This window comes from Desulfitobacterium elongatum (assembly GCF_055378975.1).
Genome location: NZ_AP038772.1, coordinates 652,253 through 673,887, shown reverse-complemented (window position 1 = coordinate 673,887; position 21,635 = coordinate 652,253). Strand labels below are relative to the sequence as shown.

General features: G+C 45.4%; 21 protein-coding genes and 1 pseudogene. 2 read left to right on the top strand and 20 right to left on the bottom strand.

All coding sequences use genetic code 11. The features are described from left to right. Window positions 1-207 precede the first annotated feature (207 nt). The 10 genes from ACZ42W_RS03045 to ACZ42W_RS03000 form a co-directional block, all read right to left on the bottom strand. Window positions 208-423 carry a hypothetical protein gene (locus ACZ42W_RS03045; RefSeq protein WP_464168411.1) on the bottom strand — a complete coding sequence of 72 codons (216 nt, stop codon included), beginning with the start codon at window positions 421-423 and terminating at the stop codon, window positions 208-210. A gap of 167 nt (window positions 424-590) precedes the next feature. Beyond that, the gene (locus tag ACZ42W_RS03040) at window positions 591-1,607 is read right to left on the bottom strand and encodes a two-component system sensor histidine kinase NtrB (RefSeq protein WP_464168409.1); all 1,017 of its coding nucleotides are present in this window, start codon (window positions 1,605-1,607) and stop codon (window positions 591-593) included. Between the two features lie 312 nt (window positions 1,608-1,919). Beyond that, a complete protein-coding gene (locus tag ACZ42W_RS03035) occupies window positions 1,920-2,072 on the bottom strand; it encodes a hypothetical protein (RefSeq protein WP_464168407.1) in 153 nt (50 codons plus the stop codon). A gap of 123 nt (window positions 2,073-2,195) precedes the next feature. Further along, window positions 2,196-3,527: a helix-turn-helix domain-containing protein gene (locus ACZ42W_RS03030; RefSeq protein ID WP_464168406.1), complete on the bottom strand. Its 1,332-nt coding sequence runs from the start codon at window positions 3,525-3,527 to the stop codon at window positions 2,196-2,198. 166 nt (window positions 3,528-3,693) lie between these two features. Next, window positions 3,694-4,479, bottom strand: coding sequence for a fumarylacetoacetate hydrolase family protein (locus ACZ42W_RS03025; RefSeq protein WP_464168404.1), 786 nt, complete (start codon window positions 4,477-4,479; stop codon window positions 3,694-3,696). Window positions 4,480-4,588: 109 nt separating this feature from the next. Beyond that, complete coding sequence (locus ACZ42W_RS03020; RefSeq protein WP_464168403.1) at window positions 4,589-5,938, bottom strand: MFS transporter; 1,350 nt, start codon at window positions 5,936-5,938, stop codon at window positions 4,589-4,591. Between the two features lie 149 nt (window positions 5,939-6,087). Next, window positions 6,088-6,792 (bottom strand): 4-carboxy-4-hydroxy-2-oxoadipate aldolase/oxaloacetate decarboxylase, encoded by a 705-nt coding sequence (locus ACZ42W_RS03015; protein ID WP_464168401.1) that lies wholly within the window; start codon window positions 6,790-6,792, stop codon window positions 6,088-6,090. Next, a complete protein-coding gene (locus ACZ42W_RS03010; protein ID WP_464168399.1) occupies window positions 6,792-7,523 on the bottom strand; it encodes a PIG-L deacetylase family protein in 732 nt (243 codons plus the stop codon). Before ACZ42W_RS03010 ends, ACZ42W_RS03015 begins: the two co-directional genes overlap by 1 nt. A 140-nt stretch (window positions 7,524-7,663) precedes the next feature. Continuing rightward, entirely contained in the window at window positions 7,664-8,548 is an 885-nt protein-coding gene (locus ACZ42W_RS03005) for a DUF6282 family protein (protein ID WP_464168397.1), read from the bottom strand. A gap of 318 nt (window positions 8,549-8,866) precedes the next feature. Beyond that, on the bottom strand, window positions 8,867-9,508 hold the full coding sequence (locus ACZ42W_RS03000; RefSeq protein ID WP_464168395.1) for a GntR family transcriptional regulator: 642 nt from the start codon (window positions 9,506-9,508) through the stop codon (window positions 8,867-8,869). A 701-nt stretch (window positions 9,509-10,209) separates the two neighbouring features. Between ACZ42W_RS03000 and ACZ42W_RS02995 the strand changes: the two are divergent. Next, a pseudogene (locus ACZ42W_RS02995) lies at window positions 10,210-10,662 on the top strand (Csac_0668 family 2Fe-2S cluster-binding (seleno)protein); the annotation flags it as partial. Window positions 10,663-10,835: 173 nt separating this feature from the next. Here ACZ42W_RS02995 and ACZ42W_RS02990 read toward each other — a convergent pair. Genes ACZ42W_RS02990 through ACZ42W_RS02980 form a run of 3 tightly spaced genes read right to left on the bottom strand, consistent with a single transcriptional unit; the run spans window position 10,836 to window position 13,068 of the window. Further along, entirely contained in the window at window positions 10,836-11,393 is a 558-nt protein-coding gene (locus ACZ42W_RS02990; protein ID WP_464168393.1) for a Fe-S-containing hydro-lyase, read from the bottom strand. Further along, window positions 11,393-12,253 (bottom strand): fumarate hydratase, encoded by an 861-nt coding sequence (locus tag ACZ42W_RS02985; protein WP_464168392.1) that lies wholly within the window; start codon window positions 12,251-12,253, stop codon window positions 11,393-11,395. Before ACZ42W_RS02985 ends, ACZ42W_RS02990 begins: the two co-directional genes overlap by 1 nt. A gap of 20 nt (window positions 12,254-12,273) precedes the next feature. Next, on the bottom strand, window positions 12,274-13,068 hold the full coding sequence (locus ACZ42W_RS02980; protein WP_464168390.1) for an acyl-CoA dehydratase activase: 795 nt from the start codon (window positions 13,066-13,068) through the stop codon (window positions 12,274-12,276). 136 nt (window positions 13,069-13,204) lie between these two features. On the opposite strand from ACZ42W_RS02980, the gene ACZ42W_RS02975 reads away from it, so the two are divergent. Further along, window positions 13,205-13,447: a hypothetical protein gene (locus ACZ42W_RS02975; RefSeq protein WP_464168389.1), complete on the top strand. Its 243-nt coding sequence runs from the start codon at window positions 13,205-13,207 to the stop codon at window positions 13,445-13,447. Window positions 13,448-13,519: 72 nt separating this feature from the next. Here ACZ42W_RS02975 and ACZ42W_RS02970 read toward each other — a convergent pair whose 3' ends face one another. The 7 genes from ACZ42W_RS02970 to ACZ42W_RS02940 all read right to left on the bottom strand — a co-directional run bounded on the left by ACZ42W_RS02970 (window position 13,520) and on the right by ACZ42W_RS02940 (window position 21,578). Then, window positions 13,520-14,527, bottom strand: coding sequence for a 2-hydroxyacyl-CoA dehydratase family protein (locus ACZ42W_RS02970; RefSeq protein ID WP_464168388.1), 1,008 nt, complete (start codon window positions 14,525-14,527; stop codon window positions 13,520-13,522). Between the two features lie 362 nt (window positions 14,528-14,889). Continuing rightward, window positions 14,890-16,167 carry a methylaspartate ammonia-lyase gene (locus tag ACZ42W_RS02965; protein WP_464168386.1) on the bottom strand — a complete coding sequence of 426 codons (1,278 nt, stop codon included), beginning with the start codon at window positions 16,165-16,167 and terminating at the stop codon, window positions 14,890-14,892. Window positions 16,168-16,240: 73 nt separating this feature from the next. Beyond that, a complete protein-coding gene (locus ACZ42W_RS02960; protein ID WP_464168384.1) occupies window positions 16,241-17,695 on the bottom strand; it encodes a methylaspartate mutase subunit E in 1,455 nt (484 codons plus the stop codon). A 139-nt stretch (window positions 17,696-17,834) separates the two neighbouring features. After that, window positions 17,835-19,223, bottom strand: coding sequence for a methylaspartate mutase accessory protein GlmL (gene glmL / locus ACZ42W_RS02955; RefSeq protein ID WP_464168382.1), 1,389 nt, complete (start codon window positions 19,221-19,223; stop codon window positions 17,835-17,837). A gap of 13 nt (window positions 19,224-19,236) precedes the next feature. After that, on the bottom strand, window positions 19,237-19,647 hold the full coding sequence (glmS, locus tag ACZ42W_RS02950; RefSeq protein ID WP_464168380.1) for a methylaspartate mutase subunit S: 411 nt from the start codon (window positions 19,645-19,647) through the stop codon (window positions 19,237-19,239). A gap of 39 nt (window positions 19,648-19,686) precedes the next feature. Beyond that, complete coding sequence (murI, locus tag ACZ42W_RS02945; RefSeq protein ID WP_464168378.1) at window positions 19,687-20,601, bottom strand: glutamate racemase; 915 nt, start codon at window positions 20,599-20,601, stop codon at window positions 19,687-19,689. Further along, window positions 20,598-21,578 (bottom strand): GntR family transcriptional regulator, encoded by a 981-nt coding sequence (locus tag ACZ42W_RS02940; RefSeq protein ID WP_464168376.1) that lies wholly within the window; start codon window positions 21,576-21,578, stop codon window positions 20,598-20,600. Before ACZ42W_RS02940 ends, murI begins: the two co-directional genes overlap by 4 nt. Window positions 21,579-21,635 lie beyond the last annotated feature (57 nt).

Here is a 21,635-nt window from a genome sequence, read left to right as displayed (position 1 = left end):
AAATATGTCATTCTAGACGTTCTGATCTATTATCCCAGGGTGAACAGTGATCTTAATGCTCTTCACTTGTCATTTAGAATTATTCTACATGATACCTTCTACATTCTTGCTAAATAACAAAATTCCTGCAGGATTTTACAATCTCCAACAGGAATTTTGTTTGAGGACAGTTTATTTTTACACTTCTAACCACTTTTTTCTGCTTACCTACCCGGCATACCTTTGAAGTGAATTAGGCGCTAGATTAGCTTTAGATCTTAAACGGATAATCGTCCCATCAACTGCAATCTTATATACCGTTATACTGCCTTCGTCTTCAACTGTCCACTCATGGCAACATTCTCCGCAAAAGTACCTTCCCCGGTTAATCTTCCCCGTCTCTCTCGAACCGCAAATCGGGCAGCGAATACTCACGATAGCCATCTCTCCTTTAAATCGTACACGCTAATGTCAGCCTATACTCCACCAGAATTAAATCTTACTTCAGAGTATATCAAGAACTTCTTAATTTCTTCTTAAGAAACTGTGAAGTTTTCGTGAACATTTCAGGAGTCTGGCTAAAAGCGGAATAAGCGGCACCACACCTCGCTTTATACTATTGGAAACCTCACATAGAAAGTCGTTCCTTCTGGCCCTGTGTGAACATCAAGCCTCGCCTGGTGTTTCTCCACGATCCTGTAACACACCGATAGTCCTAACCCTGTTCCCGTCTTCTTGGTGGTTAAAAAGGGTGCCCCCAGCTTTTCCATAATCTGTGGAGAGATTCCTGTCCCCTGATCTTGCACAGCCAGAACCACTGTATCTCCTTCACAATACGTCTTCAGCTTGATCATCCCACCCACTGACATTGCTTCTAAGCCATTACGAACCAGGTTTAAAACCACCTGGCGTATTTCATCTCCATTGAGCTCAAGCTTGGGGATTTCCTCGAGTTCCACTAGTATTTGCTTGTCACTCTTAGTTGCATCTGCCTGCACTAGAGGCAGAAGTGGGCGGATAACTTCATTTAAGTTTTGTAGCATCATCTTCCCCGTGTTAAGCCGCCCGAAGGCTAGAAATTCACTTAACATACAGTCTACGCGATTAATCTCCGAGACCATCATATCCAAGTATTCTGTATAGCGAGCCAATTCGTTTTTCTCACTCAAAATCTGTAGAAAGCCTTTTACGACACTCATTGGATTTCTTATTTCATGGCTTATACTTGCAGCCATCTGCCCGATCAGATTAAGTTCGTCAAGTCTGCGCATTTGCTCATCAATCTTCTTTTGAGCGGTAATATCCCTTATGATCAAGGTTACGCTTTCAACATCCTTATTTTCGTCTCGGTTCGGAATAAATGTAACCCAAGCAAAGATGACCTTGTCCTCTTTTCCGATATGCCTCATCTCTAAGGAAGGAACTTCTTCATTTTGAATACGGTCCAGCATTAATTCCATTTTACTCTGCCATTCAGGAGCAACGAGAGACGCAATATTCTTCCCCATCATCTCGGCTTCAGAATACTTGTAAATCTCTTCAGCTCCTTTGTTCCAATTAAGAATACGCCCTTTCTTTGTCCGGATGACCCCACCGTCCATATGTTCCACCAAGTTTTGATACCACACGATGAACACCTCTCAAACCCATTACAATATTAAAACTCGGCTTATGCTTAGGAGAAATGTTTATACAACAATTCAATTTACAAAGGCAGAAGCCTAGTTGCATATATACTCCCATGTCTTAAGAATTATGCCTATAGACAACGAAAAAAGGCACATCAACTAAGTCAGACGTGCCCTTTCGACATCTAGCTTCGAATACTTTCAAGGTTTATCGATTTCAGACTCTCACTTCTAGAGTGGGAGTTCCACTCTGTCTCTCCAGGGAGTCAGAGTCCCGCACCAAAATCTTGATGTCTAGCTATAGTCAAACGATTACTTAATTTCTGCAAGACCAATGTGAATCGGATCAACATTGATAATTGGATCATCTGAGCCGATATGGATGGGGTCTACATTCACAACTGCCCCAAAGGCCATAACAACTAGACTTACACTCAGCAAAATTCCAAACACAATCTTTCGCATGTAATCCAACACCTTTCATTTACGCTAATACTGCTATTATAGAGTAGATCGCATTTCAGGGTTAGATATGGATATATTGTCGAAGATTGCGTTTACAGCCTCGACAAAAAACGACAAGACAACTCAGACCGCCTTGTCGTTTAACATCTTCTTTATTCTCTTCACTTCATCCTGATAAAAGTCACCTAGCTCTGGGGTTCCTTTCTTCGAAAAAGCCTCCACTAAAAGCTGGCAACACCTTAACAATTCACTCGATGCCCCTACCTGTCCCAAAGTACGATAACTCCTTAAGAGGCAATCTAAGGCGAGCTCCTGCGAACTATCCCATAGATTCTGCGCGCTAGACAGTAATATCTTACCCAAAAGGAATAGATCCCCGTCATCACTTAGCTCTTCTTCTAACAGAGAAAACACAGTATTGGCTTCATCTCTCAGTTCAAGAAACAAAAGTACCTCTTCAAGCTCGAGCAGGATGTAATACTTTACGCGAACTGCTCCTAACTTCTCAGCCAAACGTCTTCCTTTATTTAGAATCGCTTTCGCCCTGTTGTACTTATGGGATAACTTATACACGATCCCTAGATTACAGTACAATTCTGGAACGCCCCACATCTCAGGCTGATGCTTGCTCAGTTTATACCCGCTGAGTAAATGGGTACGGGCGCTTTCTAAATCCTTCTGATCGATACCGATCTGTCCTAACCCAGAATAAGCCATAATCCGAATAAAATAACTTCCCAATTCTATCGCCTGAAGGTAAGATTGGCGAGAATAACGATATTTTTGGCATCTTCGATATAGAGTTCCCATATTCAAATAGACAAGTGCTGCGTCAGCACCTCTTCCCCAAATATTCAAGCTCTTTGTAAACATCTTAAAGGCCATTCTATGATCGCCTAGTACAGTATAACAGCCACCCATCCCACCGTATATTTTAGCAAGCATTCGTTTCTCATAGACCTTCGATGCTCTAAAGGTTCTCGCCCGCCTGAAATGTTCAAGTGCCTGTTTGAATTGACTGTTCTTACCAGCAAGAATCCCTTCAATCCACTCAATCAGTTGGTCCTTGAGGGGAAGCAACTTTGAATTTCTCTCTGCTTCGCACCTCAGTTCCTTCAGTTGAATTGGGTCGAACTTCTCCAGAGATTTAAGAATGCGCAGAATCAAATATTGTAATTCTTCGTCCTTTTCTTTTTGTGTTACCCTTTTAGCCTTTTCCTTTTTTCCTATCTGCTCAGCAATTTGACCTTTTTCAGAAGACTCCAGAATCCATTGTTTAATCTCCACCACTGGAAGATTGAGGGCAAAGCCTAAGCGGGTAAGAACAGACAGACTCACATTCTTTCTTTTTCCGTTAAAAATCATAGAAAGATATCCGACACTAACTCCACTCCGTTTGGCTATCTCATGGAGGTCGAAATCTGAAAGCACCGATGGTGAGCTTGGTCTTTCCATGAAATTACCTCCCTTACCCCTAGTATTCAATACCTATTTTATCATACAAAAGGACGAACAGTCGAAACCTTCCTTCTATAAGGGTCCAATCTAACAAAAAAGGAAGTGTTGCCAAACTACTTTTTAAGTAGCTAGCGACACTTCCTGCTTTTTTTCGTCATACATTCTATTTTGCGCTTACAGCTATCTTCTGCCCCGCTGCGATGATATTGCTTAACCGGCCGATGCCTTCTAGCTCTACTTCGATAGAGTCTCCAATCTTCATCGCTCCAGTCCCCTTAGGCGATCCTGTCAAGATAACATCACCAGGATAAAGGGTCATCCCTTGGGTTGCGAATTCAAGGATTTCTGGGATTTTATGAATGAACATTGCCGTTGTTGAATCTTGCCTAATTTCTCCGTTTAGATAGGACCGAATTCTTAAGTTATTCGGATCGATATCGGTTACGATACAAGGTCCTAAGGGCAAAAAGGTATCAAAGGATTTGCTGCGCATCCATTGACTCTCACGTCTTTGAATGTCCCGAGCAGTCACATCGTTAGCACAAGTATACCCAAAGATATAGTTATAGGCTTCCTCAGGACGGACGTTTTTTGCTTCCTTCTTGATCACGATAGCGAGCTCACCCTCAAACTCCAACTGTTGAGTCTCAGGGGGATAGTTGATTTCTCCCTCAGGATCATTAATCGAGCTCGTTGACTTTAGGAAAATCAACGGTTTCTCCGGCAAGGCAAAACCCACTTCTTCTGCATGCTCTTTGTAATTGAGCCCTATGCAGAGAACTTTTCCCGGTAGACAAGGGGCTAACAATTTCGCCCTCTGCAGTGGGATGATTTCTTCAGTAAGCCGATATTCTGAATTGAAGAGATCTCCCTCAATGACTCGAATAGTTTCTTCTTCTAAAATTCCGTATTTAATGCCATTATCGGCCTGTAATCGTACAAATTTCATATCATATCACTCCAGTTTCTGTCTGATGGCTAACAGCCACAAAAAAAAGAGGGTGCTAGCGGCGGCTAGACTTTCGTTAACCCAACGATAGCACCCCATATTTGAAATCTTAGGCAGCTGGTTTAAGTGCTCCAGCAGTCTCTTTTTTCTTGGTATTCTGGCCAAATAAGCCAAGGACGATTGCTCCAACGAGCCAAGTCCCTGCGATGAAGTAGAATACACTTCGATATCCGTAACCTGTAAAGAGAGAACTGATAATGATGGGTCCGATAAGATTGGATAAGCGACCCAGTCCATAAGGAATACTTGTTCCTGTCGCCCTTGCTTCTGTGGGGAATAACTCGGGAGAGTAGGCATAAGCAAAGGAAGTATAGGCTCTTTCAAAAATATTAACCATCAATCCAAAGACAACGATAAACGTTGGGTTAAAGGTAATTCCGTATAAGAGACCACTTAGGGCGATTAAAGCACCAAATACCGTGAGTGTCCATCTCCGCTCGAAACGGTCAGAGATGAGAGAAGCCAAGAAGGAACCGATAGGAGCTCCTAAGGCACTTAAGGCAACGTACGTTAAGGATTTTTCAACCGTGAATCCTTGTTTAGCTAAGAGCGTGGGTGCCCAAGTGGAATAACCAAAGAAACCGATAGTTTGACAAATCCAAAGAATCGAAAGCACGACGGTATTGCGTAGATACTGTCCTTTAAACAAGTCTGCAATGGGTACTTTTTTAGTCGTCTTAACTTCTTCACGATATTCAGCAGGAATTGACAAAGCACCATGTTCAGCAGTAGCTTCGACCTCGAGTTTTTTCAAGACGACATCAGCTTTGTCAAACTCACCACGGCTCTCAAGCCAACGTGGAGATTCTAAGAGTTTGGGGAGGAACATCAGGAAGATCATTCCAAGTGAACCCCAGACAAATACGAGTCTCCAAGACCAATCTGAAATCGGAATCAAGAAGCGTGCAACCCAAGTGGTAGCAGGAGTACCACAAATACCGATGACCATCGCATAGGCTAAATATTTACCTCTGATTTTAGCAGGGAAAATCTCACTGATATAGGTATTTGCTACGATGGTCATTGCTGAGAGTCCCATTCCTGTGAGTAAACGGAAAAATCCCAAAGAGAGGGGATCCCATGCAATAGCGTTCAATAAGGAAAAGAAGGAGAAGAATATAACTGTATACAACAAACCTTTTTTTCGACCATATTTATCGGCAATCCAACCTCCAGCGATGGATCCAATAAACATTCCTAAAAATGAGATCGAGGTAATATAGGCGATGGTATTCATAGAGATGCCCCAATGCTTTACGAGCTGCGGTGCAACTACGGCAAAGGTATTAACATCGGCGAATTCAAAGAAGTAGGCAAACGCGACAGCAACCACAGTCCATTTGTGGAAAGAAGAGATAGGCAACCGATCTAAGCGGTTTCCTGCATTAGAATGTACCATACATAAATTTCCCCTTTACTCTCTCGTGTTAAGATTATTGCGATGAATTAACCTTACATATGAATTGTCCTAACCAAAATTCAGTTTCTACTTGAACAGTTCATTTAAATTCTCGTTTGGGGGGTATATTCTCGATACGAGGGTATAAATTAAGCTTGCTTTTGGATATCTTCTTCAGAGTCGTAATATACAACGCCTTCTTTTTCCAAGACCGGTCTTAAGTTGTAAAAGTCTAAACTTAATTCCCCACGGGCAATTTTTTCTTTGGTTCCCACTTCTTTTAGGCCACGTTGTTTCGAAGCATTAAGTGTAGTTTCCAGATCATCTTTTTTTACCACAACGACACCGTCATCATCGGCAAGAATCAAGTCTCCAGGATTGACAAGCATACCGCCGCAAACCGCAGGAGCATTCACCCAGCCACCTTTTGACTTCGTATTACCTTGGGAGTAGATAGACCTTGTCCACACTGGAAAGCCAAGTTTGCGAAGCTGAGCCACATCTCGTATACCCGCTTCTGTGATGATCCCCTTCACACCACGCTTCATGAGAGCCGTAACGATCAGTTCTCCAACCATTCCAGCTTCACTTTTGCCGATGGTGTTAATCACAAGGATATCTCCAGGTTTACATACTTCAATCGCAGCATGAACCATCAAATTATCTCCAGTGGGGCAGGTTACAGTCACTGCAGGCCCACAGAGTTTCGTTCCCTCGATAATGGGGCGAAGTTCTCGATTGAGTAAGCCTTGTTTTCCTTGGGCTTCATAGACCGTCGAAACATCAAGTTGATTATACTCTGCAAGTATTTCCTGACTCGGTCTCGTAATATTTCTAACGACGTACTTTTCCATTAGACGAACTCACCTCCGACATAAGGGAAGACACGTGTAAAGGTCTCAGCAAACCTATATTCTTTATTCCCTGAACAACGGCGAGCATGATTTCCTCTGGTCATAGCCCTTGCGCTATAGTACTCAATCAAGTGTTTTTGGGCTTTATAGCAGTTCATTGCAGCTACTTTTTGCTCATAGGTTTCCGTGATGTCGAGGATAACCTCTGGTTTGAAATCACTGATTTCTGTTTGATGGGGTTCGAAGCCAAAGATACGCGCTTGTTTTGCTGTCGGATATCCATCGATTCGAACACCGTTCGAGGTCGACATGACACCGGCATCAAAAACGTACTTATAAACCGTTTCATGATCTGGATTAAAGGCATCACGAGGACCATGAGTCAAGATGTGGTAAGGTTTGAAGGCACGAATCGTCTTGACCATCCGCTCCATCCGCTCTGGGGTAATTTCCATGTGGTAGTCTTCGAAATCCCATACTTCGAGATCAGTTACACCCAAGCAAGCCGCAGCAGCCTCAATCTCACTCTGACGAATTTTCTTTACGTTTTCTAACGTTTGACCTTCAATATTCCAAAGATCATTCGATTCTCCACGAGCACCATAGCTAAGAACAACAAGTTTTACATTGGCGCCATGTTTAATATATTTCGCAATGGTACCTCCTGATCTCCAGACGAAATCTGCGGCATGGGCACTCACGACGAGTAGATTTGTGTTGCTGTCAATCATTATTGTCATCTCCAAAAATTATTTCGATTTTTCCCTTTTCAATTAACCTCAAAGGGAAAGCTACTTCGATAAACTTCCGCTACTTTAACACCGACTATTTAACTTTTACTCACTTAACTTCTACTATTAATCTCCAACGATTACCCCTCAACGAGTTGAGTTGGGTTAACAATCGTCATTTGCTTTACTTCTTCTTTAGTGAAGCCATTTTCCACGAGTTTCGTAGCGAACATGAGTAAGCCTTCATCAGGATACGGATTCACAGGCTGTCCAAGGTCAGTCGCTAAAGTACAATGCTCAGGACCGACATAACGAATTTGTTCGAATACGTTTTCCCATGTCGTTTTGTTCGTGTACGGGGTAGTGAAGCAATGCTCCATATAAGCACCGAGGTCAACGAGTTCTTTTTGCTCCTCTTTCGTGTAATACGTGGAAGGAAAATCGGGGTGAGTAACAATAATCTTCTTGACGTTACGCTTAACGGCTTCTTTAACTAAAGCGCAGGTTTCCTCTTTCCCAATGTGACCCGTGGTCAAGATAATATTGAATTTGGCGATCGTATCCAGGATGTCATAGACTTCCTTCTTCAATTTACCATCTTCAAGGAGACTTACACTGGTTGTGGCGATTCCTTGCTCTATGAGTTCCATTTGCAGTTTAGCCCAGTAAGGAAGCTTGCTATATTGGTTGGCTTTTAGAAATCCTTGCTCATTAGTTGCATCACAGGTAGGCATCCAAACCAGTTTCGCTCCGGCACGAGCAGCCATTTCCATAGCGACCGGATTCAAGCCGCCGACTGCGTTGTTGAACGTAATCGTTCCTACAGCATTAACACCAGGATAGAGCTTATTAATTAAGCTAGCGCGATCTGCGGTACAAAAATAGTGAGACTTCATCGCGAAACCTTTCATTCCGCTTTTTAGGATCCGTTCTGCCATCTCTAAATCGTCCATTTTCCTCGGCATGACGTCCGGGGCGGAGTGAACATGAAGATCGTAGGCACCTTGGATTAACTCTTCGTACATAAATCTCCTCACCTTTCTATGATCCAAAAAATTGTAAAGCCATATTGTGTTTCATTATTGTTCTACAATTTTGCTGACAATTCATATTATATTCACCGCGTAATAGACTGTCAATACTGAAAATTAGGATTCCCGAAAAAAAGTGCGAATATTGTGGAGGAGATATGAACAACTTACCTTGCGCATAGCTAAGTTGGAAGATATCATGCAAAAATGACAGCATATAAAAAGACGAGGAATAATCCCCGTCAAATAGCTTTCATATTCTTTTATGCATCCACTCTATTTCAGGATACGCTTAATATACCTAAAAAACGTTTAGATTAAATAGTTATAATTCTTCTCAATCGTATTTCGGACATTTGCGATATGGTTTCGAACTGCCTCTTCAGCTAGCTTCCCATCCCGAGCCTTCAACGCTTCTAGGATCCTTTTATGGTCTTTATAGGACTCTTGAGTTCTCCCCGGAACCAGAATCGTTCGAAAGTGATAGCGAATTAGTTGGGTTCGGATGATAGTAATCATTTCGACTGCTTCATCGTTCTTAGACGTCATATAGATAACCTTATGGAATTCCTGATTAGACTTAGAATATTCATCCAAGCGATTTTCTTGAATACACAGATACATTCGCTCGAGAATTTGCTCCATCTCGTTTAAGTCTTCATCCGATATATTTCCTGCTGCTTTTCTCGCAACAAGTCCTTCGAGAACTTCCCGAATCTCAAGATAGTTCTTTACTTCTTCAAGGGTATATGACTTGACGCTAGCACCCTTATTATCCTCAATCTCTACCAGATTTTCTTGTTGAAGGCTCAACAAAGCTTTTTTAACCGTGTTGCGACTGACCCCAATTGCCTCAGATAATTCGCTTTCATTAAGCTTCTGAGCCGGTTTGTAACTACCCTCTAATATTCTTTGCTTGATATATTGATAAGCTGCATCTGTTTGCTTACTCATAACCCTAACCTCATTCATACTCAATAGTTTTATATTTTGGATAAAGTAAAGCTAAAATAAAATAACAATATTGTTCAACAATACCCCTTAATAGGATACACTATTGGCTAATATTTGTAAACCTCGTACCAATGTAACCCATTTCTTATACTTGTATACAAGGAAAGGATAGTGATATATTCCTGAAGCATCCATTATGGAAATACAGCTTTTGGAAAGGTCTAATAATCGGTATGACAAAGAGCACAACAAAGAGCATTTTCAGGTTTGGCTGCGCGGTACAGTCCAAGAGTTCATTGCGAGTCGGAAAGAGTTAGCGGTGATCCGAAATCCATATAAGGAGAGTAACTGGCTTCTCCCTCGCTAGGATTAGTCCTAAACACTTCTGACTCAAAGAAATGGTCAGCTGAAAAGTAACTTCTTATGATCTTCATAACGGATTCACTTGAGAGGTGCAAACTTGTAATTCACTCTTCATTTCTCATTCTAATTATCAAGGCTTTTCTCAAACCAGTTCGAACATCTATTCACAGGCCAATACACCGGAATTCTTTGCAGTTGTTACGCATAAGTAGCATTATGTTCAGTAGATATATTTGCAGATTATCATGTTTAATACTTAAAATAGACTCAAGGAGTGATGATTTATTATGCGAGAATTAGAGTTAAACAAATCCTGTTGAGCAAGTGAACAAAACTCTACTCGTGCAGTAGAGAATAATAACCTCTGTCCTGTATGTAATAGTGAAGGAATAAAAGTTAAAAACATTACTATAAAACATTTAGTTATTGATGAATTTAAAGACCGAGTAAAAGATTATGCTTATTTTATTTGTATGAATGAAGAATGCAATGTTGTCTACTTTAATCCAGATTTAGGAACATCATTCAGTAGACGGCAGGTAAAAGTGCCTATATGGTTTAAAGAGGATGCTAATCCAAAATTTCTATGCTATTGCAACCAAGTTACAGAGCAACAAATTATTGATGCCGTTATAAATGATGGAGCAAAAGATATGAAGGATATTATTAGACTTACGGGAGCAATGAAGAACGGAAAGTGTGAAATTAACAATCCTTTAGGCAAATGCTGTAGCCCATTTATTCAAGAAACTATCAATAAAGCGTTGAATATTAAAGGAGATAACCTGTGACGCACTTTTCTTTAAAATGCGAAGTAGTTGCTAATAGGAATTGTTTGAGAGCGCGCCGTCCGTGGCGCGCTCTGACTTGTGGAGCAGCCAACTCTAGTCCATTAGCTGCTTTTTTGCTGCTTATTACACAGCACGTTGTACAACTGAAAGGGGGCCTTTACACCGACTCCTCATCAGACTCTCCGATACTTCGCCTGCCCAAATTCGTACAAGTTGTTCCCATCCTTATCGATGATTACCATGACTGGGAAATCCTTCACGACGAGTTCCCGTACAGCTTCAGGTCCGAGCTCTGGATAGGCTATCACTTCTGCAGACACGATCCGCTTTGCTAGAAGTGCACCAGACCCACCAATCGCACCGAAATACACCGCTCCATGCTTTTTCATCGCATCGATGACCTCCGCAGAACGGATTCCCTTTCCAATCATCCCGGACAGGCCGAGCTCAATCAACTTCGGAGAATACGCATCCATCCGTCCACTCGTCGTCGGACCCGCTGAGCCAATCACTTGACCCGGCTTTGGAGGTGTGGGACCCACAAAATAAATAATCTGGTCCCGAACATCAAAGGGAAGCTCCTCCCCACGGGCTAAAGCTTCCACCATTTTCTTATGAGCAGCATCTCGCCCCGTATAAATCGTTCCACTAATCAAGATACTGTCGCCCGCCTTAAGCTGGGCGACTTTTTCTTGAGTCAGGGGAGTCTCTATGCGAATTGAATCACCCATTATCCTTCCCTCCCCTTTAAGACGACTTCTTTATGGCGAGCCGCATGGCACTGGATATTTACCGCCACAGGTAAAGAAGCGATATGGGTCGGGTAAACTTCGAGATTCACCGCGAGAGCAGTATTAACCCCGCCAAACCCCTGAGGTCCAATCCCTAATTGGTTCACCCGCTTGAGAATCTCCTGCTCGATTTTGGCGAGGCGCTCTTCCTTATTCGACTCACCCACCTGACGCAGAAGGGATTTTTTCGCCAGATACGTTGCCTTCTCCATGGTTCCACCGACGCCCACTCCCACGATAATGGGAGGGCAAGGGTTTCCACCCGCTCGTTCCACCGTATCCACAACAAACTGTATAGCCCCTTCTAACCCCTCTGAAGGCTTTAGCATTTTAAGGGCCCCCATATTCTCACTCCCCGCACCTTTGGGTGCGACTGTGATGTGAAGTTCCTCACCCGGGACAATATCGTAATGGATAATCGCCGGAGTATTATCCCCAGTATTCACCCGATCAAAAGGATCCTTCACCATGGATTTACGAAGATAACCCTTCTCATACCCACGTCGCACTCCCTCATTGAGCGCATCCTTCAAGACCCCTCCAGTCACTTGAATCTCCTGCCCAATTTCCACGAAAATTACGCACATTCCCGTATCCTGGCACATCGGCACCCGCTCTTCGTGGGCGATCGTCGCATTTTCAATCAGCCGTTCAAAAACCTCCCGTCCCAACGGGGCCTCTTCGGTTGTCAAACACTCTTTGAACTTAAGCATCATATCGTCCCCGAGGTCATAATTCGCCTCGATACAAAGTTTCTCTACTGCTTCGATGATTTCATCGACTTGGATTTGTTTGGACATTCGTTGATCACCTCAATCTTTTAATCTTCCTCAAGTTCCTCAAACCCATACACAGCGCAACCAATCGCTCCATTAAACTGAGGCTCCTTCGGAACGACAATCTTACGACCCGTTCCTTCCCGCAAAAGCTCCTGGACGGCTTTGTTATGAGCAACTCCCCCAGTAAAAACGATTAACTCTCCAGGATAGGAGCGAAGAAGAGGAAGTATCCGTTTAACAATCGTCGCATTCACTCCAGCCGCAAGCCGCGATAAGGGTTCCCCCTCAACAATCTTCCCGATTAACTCACTCTCACCAAACACTGCACACGTCGAGCTGAGTTCTACGGGCTCTTCCGAATGCTCACCCAATTCTTCCAGCGTAATTCCCAAGACACTCGCCATATTCTCAAGATACCGTCCCGAAGAAGCGGCACATTTATCATTGGTCTGGAAATCAGTCATTCGACCCTTTTTTACCTGGATGATCTTACTATCCTGTCCCCCAAGATCCACTAAAGTGAAATCCTTAAGCCCCGTCTGGTAAATCGCACCTTTGACATGAGCCTTAAGTTCAGGAATCGTCTCTCCCCCAGCAACTTCGAGAGTATTTCGTCCGTAACCCGTCGAGACGAGCATCTCCACCTCAGGAAGTCCCAGCGCCTTAAAGTCCACCGCAAGCTTCCCATTAACCTTCCGACCATATTCCCGATAAAACTTGATCGTATCAAGCCGATCCAACCGCTTAATCTGCAACGTTTCCCCATCCAAAGAGTTCTCTATCACAGCGATTTTTACACTTCGGCTACCTAAATCAATTCCACATACCGTTGACATCTAATCTTCCCCTCAAGAATCAGTACTAATTTTCATCTATCCTTAGAAACTACCCAAGGATTTTGCTTTACATAAGGGAACGGCTTCTAAGCAAGCAGGTAACCGAACTTCGCGAAAAGTACGTAGCGGAGACGGGTTGGAAACATGGACGTTTCCAACCGGCTACGAGGCAACAAGTGCGATAGCAGTGCCATCGGGAGCCGATTTAGCCACGAAAGCCTCCGGTGACGAAAGCCTCCGGTGGAGGGTTTCGCCCGAAGCCGCATGCTTAAGAGATAGCTTTACGGCTGAAGGTGGGTTTCGCCCGAAGCCGCATACACAAGAGGATAACTTAACGGCTGAAGGTGAACCCGACGCAGCGAAGTACTCGAGCGATTAGTTCGGTCCGCGCAGCTTACAGAGTGACCAGAGTAAAGCAGAATCCTGGAGACAATCTCGTATACAGAAGGTCTTAATCGCGAAGCATCTGCAAAAACGACTCCAACCTCATCTTACTCCTCGCATCGAGTCCCGTCGGATTCTCTCCCTCAAGGTTCAAGATCGGATAATCCAACCGTTTGCGTACAATGAGGTCCTCAATCTGACGGTAGCAAAAGCTCTGCGTATAATGGACAATCCCATCGAGTTCCCGGCGTTCTGCCTCCCGCGCAACATCCTCTACCCGTCCAAAGATATTATAAGGATAAGTATACAGTCTATACTGCTCCACTATATCCTCTGTCTCAAAAGGCATACTGAACTGCCGCTGAACTTCATTGAAAACAACCCGTGCCCCATGCGCCTCCATAAAATCATAGAGATCAGGCATAATCGGCGGAACCCCCATGAATCCTATCCGCAGCTCTCGCTTCTTAGGTCCCTTATTTTTAATATTAATCGGCTCGCGCTCCTTAACTTCTGCGATAAAGCGTTCCATATCCGCAGCAAACCCTTCCGGATCTCCATTAAAGTCCGAGCAGGAGACAAGATAGAGATGGTTTTCAAACCCTTTAACTTTATTCTCTTCCCAAGTCAGCCTATCAATCTCCCAGGCGAGCTTCCGTATAGCATCTAATCGTTTCTTCTGTTCATATACTTTATCCCAGGTCGTCCCCAGAGCGTTTACCAGCTTATCCAGCTGAAGCTTAAGCATATCTGCATCCCGATCATAGGGAAAAGCAAACGGAATAATCTCAATCCCATGCTCTACCCAAGTCTCCATCAGCGCGTGAGTATTACTGCAATCCCCTTGAGTGACCGCAACAATCCGCCCGATCTCGGGGTTCTTCAAAGCCGTCGAATACAACCCCTTAATCCACCCACACACACTCCGAGGATACCCCGCAAGCTCCGCCTCCTCGATACGCTTCATCGCCTCAGCTGTATCCGAGATGAAGATATTATTCAAATCCACCGGGGTCTCCCCAGCAGCAAAAATCACCTCGACCGGTACAGTCGTCGTTAAACCGATTTTACTCATTAAATTCCTAACCCCTTGTTCACAGGGGGCTGACCCCCTCAAGATTCGACACTAAATCCTTAGTTAAAAATACTGATTTCAAACTCTAAGTTTCCCTAAAAAATGCCTAAGGATTTTGCTTTACCAGAGTGAACGACTTCTAAGCGAGCGGTAGCCAGACTTCGCAAAAAGTACGTAACGGAGACGGGGTTGGAAACACGGATGTTTCCAACCGGCCACGAGTCAGGAGACGATTTGGCCGGAAACCCCGTCGGAGTGTAGTACTTGAGCGATTAGTCTGGCCCGCGCAGCTTAATAAGTGAACGGTGTAAAGCAAAATCCTGGAGACCTCACTCAACTCTAATTTAAATCTGGGCGAGATTTTAACTCCAAAACGCCTCACTCGAATGCGTTTTCTTCCTCTCCTTATACCGCAGAAACTCCAATGTCCGATTCATTTCATTATGCACGATCATATATCCCTCGTCTACACCCATCCCCGGCTTAGCAAGCATCTGATCCGGCCGAGTCGCAAGCGCGACATGAACGGCAGTACGTCCACCCGAGTCTGTCTCATTACAGGAGCCTCCGACATAAGCCCCGACTCCAAACTTTTTCGCATAGAGAACTGCTTCGATCGTGTTCTGAATTCCACCGAGATCCGGCGTCTTAATCTGCACCATATCAGCAGCCTGAGTATCGACGAACTCTACGATATCCTCATACGTGTTGCACCATTCATCCGCTACGACTTCAACCTTAACCCCCGCTTTTCTCAGTGCCTCACGCAAGGCTTTGAGCTGAAGAATCTGATCTTTCGTGCTTCCTGCATCCATCGGACCCTCGATCCTCAGACGAAGTGGCTCAGCCGCTTTTTCCAATTCAGCGAAATACTGTACCATTCGTTCGACATCATCTTCAAAAGCAATCCCAATCGTCCCGTAGACATCGATATGCAAAACAGGACGATAAGAAGAGCCTCCCAGTTGAATAACCCGATCTCTCAGCCAATTCACATACTCAAGTAAGAGTTCACCGTTCTTACCTAACTTTGTCTCCACATTATTAATCAGCGCATGCGGAAGTACCCCTGCTCGCTTAAGGATCGCCTTATCCGCATTATCATAGCGGTCATCCCCCGTCTGGGTAAAGATCGGTACAGGCTCAAGTACTAATGGAAGATGATATTCTTCCAAAATGACTTCTGTCATCGTAACTTTCTTTGCCTTAGCTACGGCATCCAAAATCGCCTGGCTTACCCCATACCGAATGGCCGTATGATATCGCACCCCATTTGGCCGCTGAGAATGCTCTACCAAGTCAGCGATCCGCCTAAAGGAATTAAGCTCCTGCCCCACCAACTTCGGCCGAATCTCTTCCATGATAATCGAGATGAAATCCTCAGCCAAAAACAGCGGATCACGACCACCCGCTCCCGAATACTGAACTGCAGCACAGTCCCCGTACGCCACCTGCCCATCTTCTAAGATGAGCATCACAGAAATCGACTCCCCCCGCTGCCGAACCGCAGTAAAGCCCGGAGTCATCGCTTCACCTGTATAAGCAAACCCATCATGACCCGCCCCCGCTTTAATCGCCTTCTGGTCATCAAAGTAAAAGCCAGTAAGTCCAGGTGAAGCAAGCACATCAATAATTTTCATACACTAACCCCCTTTATTACAATTCACCTAAAGATAGAAGCAGTACCGCCCCCGCTTCACTACTTCGAAGCCATCAGGAGCGTGGCCGCCCCACTAGCATACCCTTACCAATGGCATAGATATCATCAATCACCATCTGGAACGACGGATCCCTGCCTTCATCACGCCCACGCTTGGCGATTCGTTCCCGATGAAACTCCTTGATCTCCTCATCGAAGGGCAAATTCCCGAAATCGAGCATCCTTACCGCTCCTTGTGAATCCCGAGCTGGCAGGATCTTCCCTGCATTAAAGCGACTTGGCGCAAACGGTACATCGATGACCCCCGCTTGGAAGGCTCGAACGGCTCCAACTGCCATGTCTCCCTCACCAAGTTCGAGAACCCTGTCCAGAATCGCCCGAGTCTCAGCGATAATCATCTTCTCCTCTAAGGCCATTTCCTCGGTCCTCGGCAAGGTCTGATCCTTCAGCATATTAAGGATTTGCTTCGTCGTCCGAATCCCCGCAGCATTTGCCTCCTTCGTCGGAATCCCAAACGCCTCATGGGGAGACTTCACGATGACCTTCGTGGCTTTTCCTAAGGCAGCTGCAGTAGCCCCCCAAGAGATAACTCCATAGGCCATGGCCTCATCCTGCGGGAAACCACCCATCCATTGATGGAAGACCGTCGTAATATTAAACTCGTCAAAACCAAGTCTCTTCAGATACTCTTCGGCTACGATGGGCAAGGTCTTAATCGCAGCCACATCCTGAAGGAGATTTCCACACTGACCATAACCGAGAGTTAAACTCCGAACTCCCTGTGCAACAGCTAGGACTCCCTCAATCACCGCTACCGCATGTGAAACAGAAGGAGGAACAAGTGTCCCCGTTAAAGGACCAAAGGGTTCCCGATTAATACTTACACCCTTTTCCTCATACAGCCCTACCAACCGGTCCACATACTGCCAATACTTGATCGTACTTTCGATCGAGACTTCTTTCGCATAAGGAATATTATACGAGATTCCGCCCCCTTCGTACGCCGTAAACCCTCCTGCCAAGGTAATCTCTGCCAGAAGTCGGGCATCAGGAGTCCCATGCCGGACCTGAACCGGAACCTGCATACTTTCAACCACTTGGCGGCACGCTGCAACCCCATGATTGACTGCGGGGAAACCATTCAGCATCGAACGCCCCACAGTCCGACTCTCTTCAATTCCAGACTGAGCTTCCGCATAGCGATTTTGACGCGTATAGGAGTCAATCGTCGTCGGAAGAAAATCCGCTCCCCCTTCATCCTGCAAATGCCGGAGAAGCTCTAAATGTTCATGCAGAAGGGCCACCCCAGCACGCGGTTGCGCAAAGGTAATCCCCTTTTCTTTCCCTTCCTTGAGCTTATGAGCAAAGACCTTGCTCTTAGGCAGATTCTTATGATATGCTATCGCTTCCTCAAAATCCACATCCTTAGCGGTTGTCCACTGGGTTAAGACCTCTTGACGCTGCCGTGCAAATTCTTCAGGGTCCATACGATGAACGGTCAGTTCCATGAATAAAAAACCTCCTCGTAATCATCTATAAATGAAACTTACTTCAGGTGAAGTTTCAGCTTTATCTGAAGTTTAGTTGAGTTATCCAGGGACTTAGCGCCATTTAACTCTCCTTAATTAACAGGAATATTAGTGGCGCTTAGTCATCGGGCAGGTTAACTAGATACTTCTTCATCATGCGTAATGCAGCAAGCGGAGCCACTTCTCGTAAAAGGCCCATCGCTGCTAAGATATATTCTTGATCAAGGTAAAACGCGGGTAGTTGAGGCTTAAGAACCATGGGCTCAGCCGAATCAAAAAGTGCACCCCGCAAAATTTCTCCGGGCTCCAAGTGATGGAGGAGTACTCCTCCAGTTCCAATCACCACCGGTAGCTGGGTCAGATCTTTTCCGATTTGAATATACGTTGCGCCAAACGGAGTATACACGACTTCCATCGTTCCGACATGCCGCTTTACGGACATTTCCACGGCCATACGGCCGAGTGCAGTATCGAACTTAGCTTCCCGCTCATCCTGAGGGACTCGCCAAGGATCCTTTTGAAGAAGTTTGAGCTGAGCATGAATCTCCTCTTCACTCCAACCCAGGTAGTGATTCAATTGTCTTCCCGCTGCCGCAACCAGTGCCTCTGCACTATAGCGCATCCCGAGATCGCCTTCGACGGTGCGCTTCGCATACGGTTCAGGCAAACCTTTTTGCATAACTCCCGGCTTGCTTGGATCCCCAGTCGCGATAGAATGGACATCCGTCGTAGCTCCCCCGACATCGATAATCACGAGCTCCCCGAGTCCTTTTTCTTCCCCATAACCTTTCGCTAATAGCTCCGCCGCCGAAAGAACAGCTGCTGGAGTCGGCATCATGACTCGTTCGATGAGTTCCTCGGCTCGATTCAAACCCTTTGCTTGGGTGATCTGATTTAAGAATAAGTCCCTTATCGCAGCCCGAGCGGATTCCACCTCGAGCACATTGAGTTCAGGCATGACATTGCCTGCCACCACGACCGGATCATGTTTTTGCCGAAGTAGCTCTGCAGCCTGCGGAGACGCCACTTTATTCCCTGCGACAACGATTGGAAGACTTATCGGAAGTTCAAGAAGCTTCTCGGCATTCTTTAAGAGAATCTCTTTATTCCCTCCATCCGTTCCCCCGGCCAGAAGGATAATATCCGGCTGGGCCTTCGTGATTTTCTGGATATCCTCTGACGTCAGCTCATAGCTAAAAATCTCGAGAACTCGAGCTCCTGCCCCGAGTGCCGCGCGACGGGCCGCTTCAGCCGTTAATTCCTTGACAAGCCCACTGGCAATCATTTTCAGCCCTCCGGCAGCACTGCTGCAGGCGAGCTTACGAACAAAGTTCCAGCCCCCTTGGGGTTCAGGGATTTTGTGAAGAGCTTGATTCAACCCCTCCATGATATTCGTCTCAATCGTTGTACCTGCCGAAGCTGACCCAATAATCTCTTCTTGATCCAGATCGACGACCGTTACTTTTGTATACGTGCTCCCAAAATCGATCAGAAGGATATGTTGCAAACCCTATCCCTCCTTATTCCCCAACGTCTTGATGCAGATTTTCTATCGCAATCTCGGGCATCGTCCCTGGAGGATACACCCGATCAAAACCCATGTCTAAAAAGCGTTTTTCAACCTCAGAAAACTCCTGTTTACCAACGACGAGGTTCCCTCCCACATAGAGAAGGATATCTCCAATACCTGACTCTTGACACTTTTCCCTTAACCCTCGGCAATCGATTTCCCCATGCCCATAGAGCGAGGATACGAGGATCGCATCCGCATTCGTCTCGATGGCTGCACGGATAAATTCCTCTTGAGAGGCAAGCACTCCGATGTTAATCACCTTGAACCCCGCCTGTGTAAACGCATAGTCGAGAATCCGGTTTCCAACCGCATGGACATCGGCCCCAATCACTCCGAGAACCAATGTTTTCTGTTCCACTTCAATTCCTCCTACCGAACCCTATATTTGGGCTTAGCTTTAATCTCCCCAACTCACTTGTATTACATCCTGAATTTTGCCAGGCAATAAGGTATCCCCGACTTGCTTAAATAACTCTGGATCGCCACTTACGAAAAAACGGTCTTTCCAGGTTACCTTTTCCGACTCGGTTTCCCCCACTTGCTCTGTTTTGAATTCGGATCCCTCCAAGGTACCCTTTTCCTCCAACTTATCGAGAACCCTTTTTAATTCTTCAATCATCGACTTTGCTGGATCCACGAGCTGAATCTTTTCTCCGAGAATCTCTCGAAGGATCGGAGCGAGGAAGGGATAGTGAGTACATCCTAAAATTAAGGCATCCACCCCAGCCTCCTGAATCGAGGACAAGTACGTCCGAGCAATCCCCCGAGCTTCTGGAGAATTTGCCAGCCCCGCTTCGACAAGAGGAACAAAGAGAGGGCAAGCTTGCGCTTTGACAAGACTGATCGGCTGCTCCCCCTGTTGCCAGGAGTCTCGGAGTTCACGTTTCTCCGGCAATATCCCCTTAGATAAAACCCTACTTATGGCAGACGAGTAAGCTTTGCTGCGCACAGTAGCCTCTGTAGCAATCAACCCGATTTTCCCATTTTCCGTTACTTTGACAGCCGAGCGGGCACCCGGTTCTATCGTTCCAATCAAGGGAATATCAAAATTATCCTTGAGTACGGGGACCGCATTAGCTGAACTCGTATTGCAGGCGACAACAATCGCTTCAGCCCCCTGACTAATCAAGAAGGTTATGATTTCCTCCCCAAAGCGAATTAATTCTTCCCGACTCCGATTCCCATAAGGGACACGTGCTGTGTCCCCAAAGTAGACAATGCGAAGCTCAGGAAGCTGCTCCGTAATCTCCTTCATCACCGTCAAGCCACCCACACCCGAATCAAACATACCAATAACATGTTGACGTTTCATATTACACCTCCACGAAATAAAAGGACAGGTTCCTTCTGTTGCTTAAGCTCCATCAGAGTACTTCGTAGTAAATTCAGTGACCCTGCATCCGGCTCAAATCGAAACTCAATCAGCTCCATATGATCGGGAAGAAACCTCTCGACCTTCCTCCTCTGACCAGGCACTGTAATGACTGCACTACACTCTGGCAAAATAGCTTTAAGTTTCTCCTCATCAGCCTGAATCTGGTTATTAAGGAGGGGATAAAGGCCCGCTTCAGCTAACGCGGACCTCACCTTTTCCGCAAAGAGCATACTCTCACAGATTAAAGCAACGTCCCTCCCCGTTAGCAGCTTTGCTACCCGAACAATCGTCTCAAGCTTCGGCTGAAGAGATATCCCGAGAACCGGCAAATCCATTCCCATAAGTAACTGCTTTACTTCCTGGAGATGCCCCGTGCTCGTAACCACCAGGTGCATTCCTTTTATCCGCTCCCGGCCGCGCCGCTCTTTCAGTTCTGATAAAAGAATGGGGATGAGAGTCACCCCGGGACCGAGATTCCAATGGGCCTCGGCCAGTTGCTCCGGATTGCATTCCACGAAAGCAACTTTAACCTTTGAGAGAAATTCCTTTTTCTCCATTCCTCGGACATGGACAAACGATACAAAATCGTCGATTGTAAATCCCAGACCTACTGCTTCTTCCATCGCCACATCAATGATTCGCAAAATCTTTTCTTTGCGATTTTCCTGATGAACGGTGTGAGAACTATCAGCGACAAACGTTCCCCTTCCTTGAGTGGATGAAAGCACCCCTTCACTTTCCAGTTCCTTATATGCTTGGCTTACCGTATTACGACTTACTCCGAGTTCTTGGGCCAATTCCCGTTCCGTCGGAAGCTTGGTTCCGGTCAGCCATGTCCCTTGAATGATTTGCTTACGAATCTGATCCTTCAGCTGAATGTAATAGGGTATCCCATTTTTCCGGTCAAGCTCCATCTACTTAATCCCCCCTACTCTATCCATACTTACTCTATGTATCCTTACTTACTATAT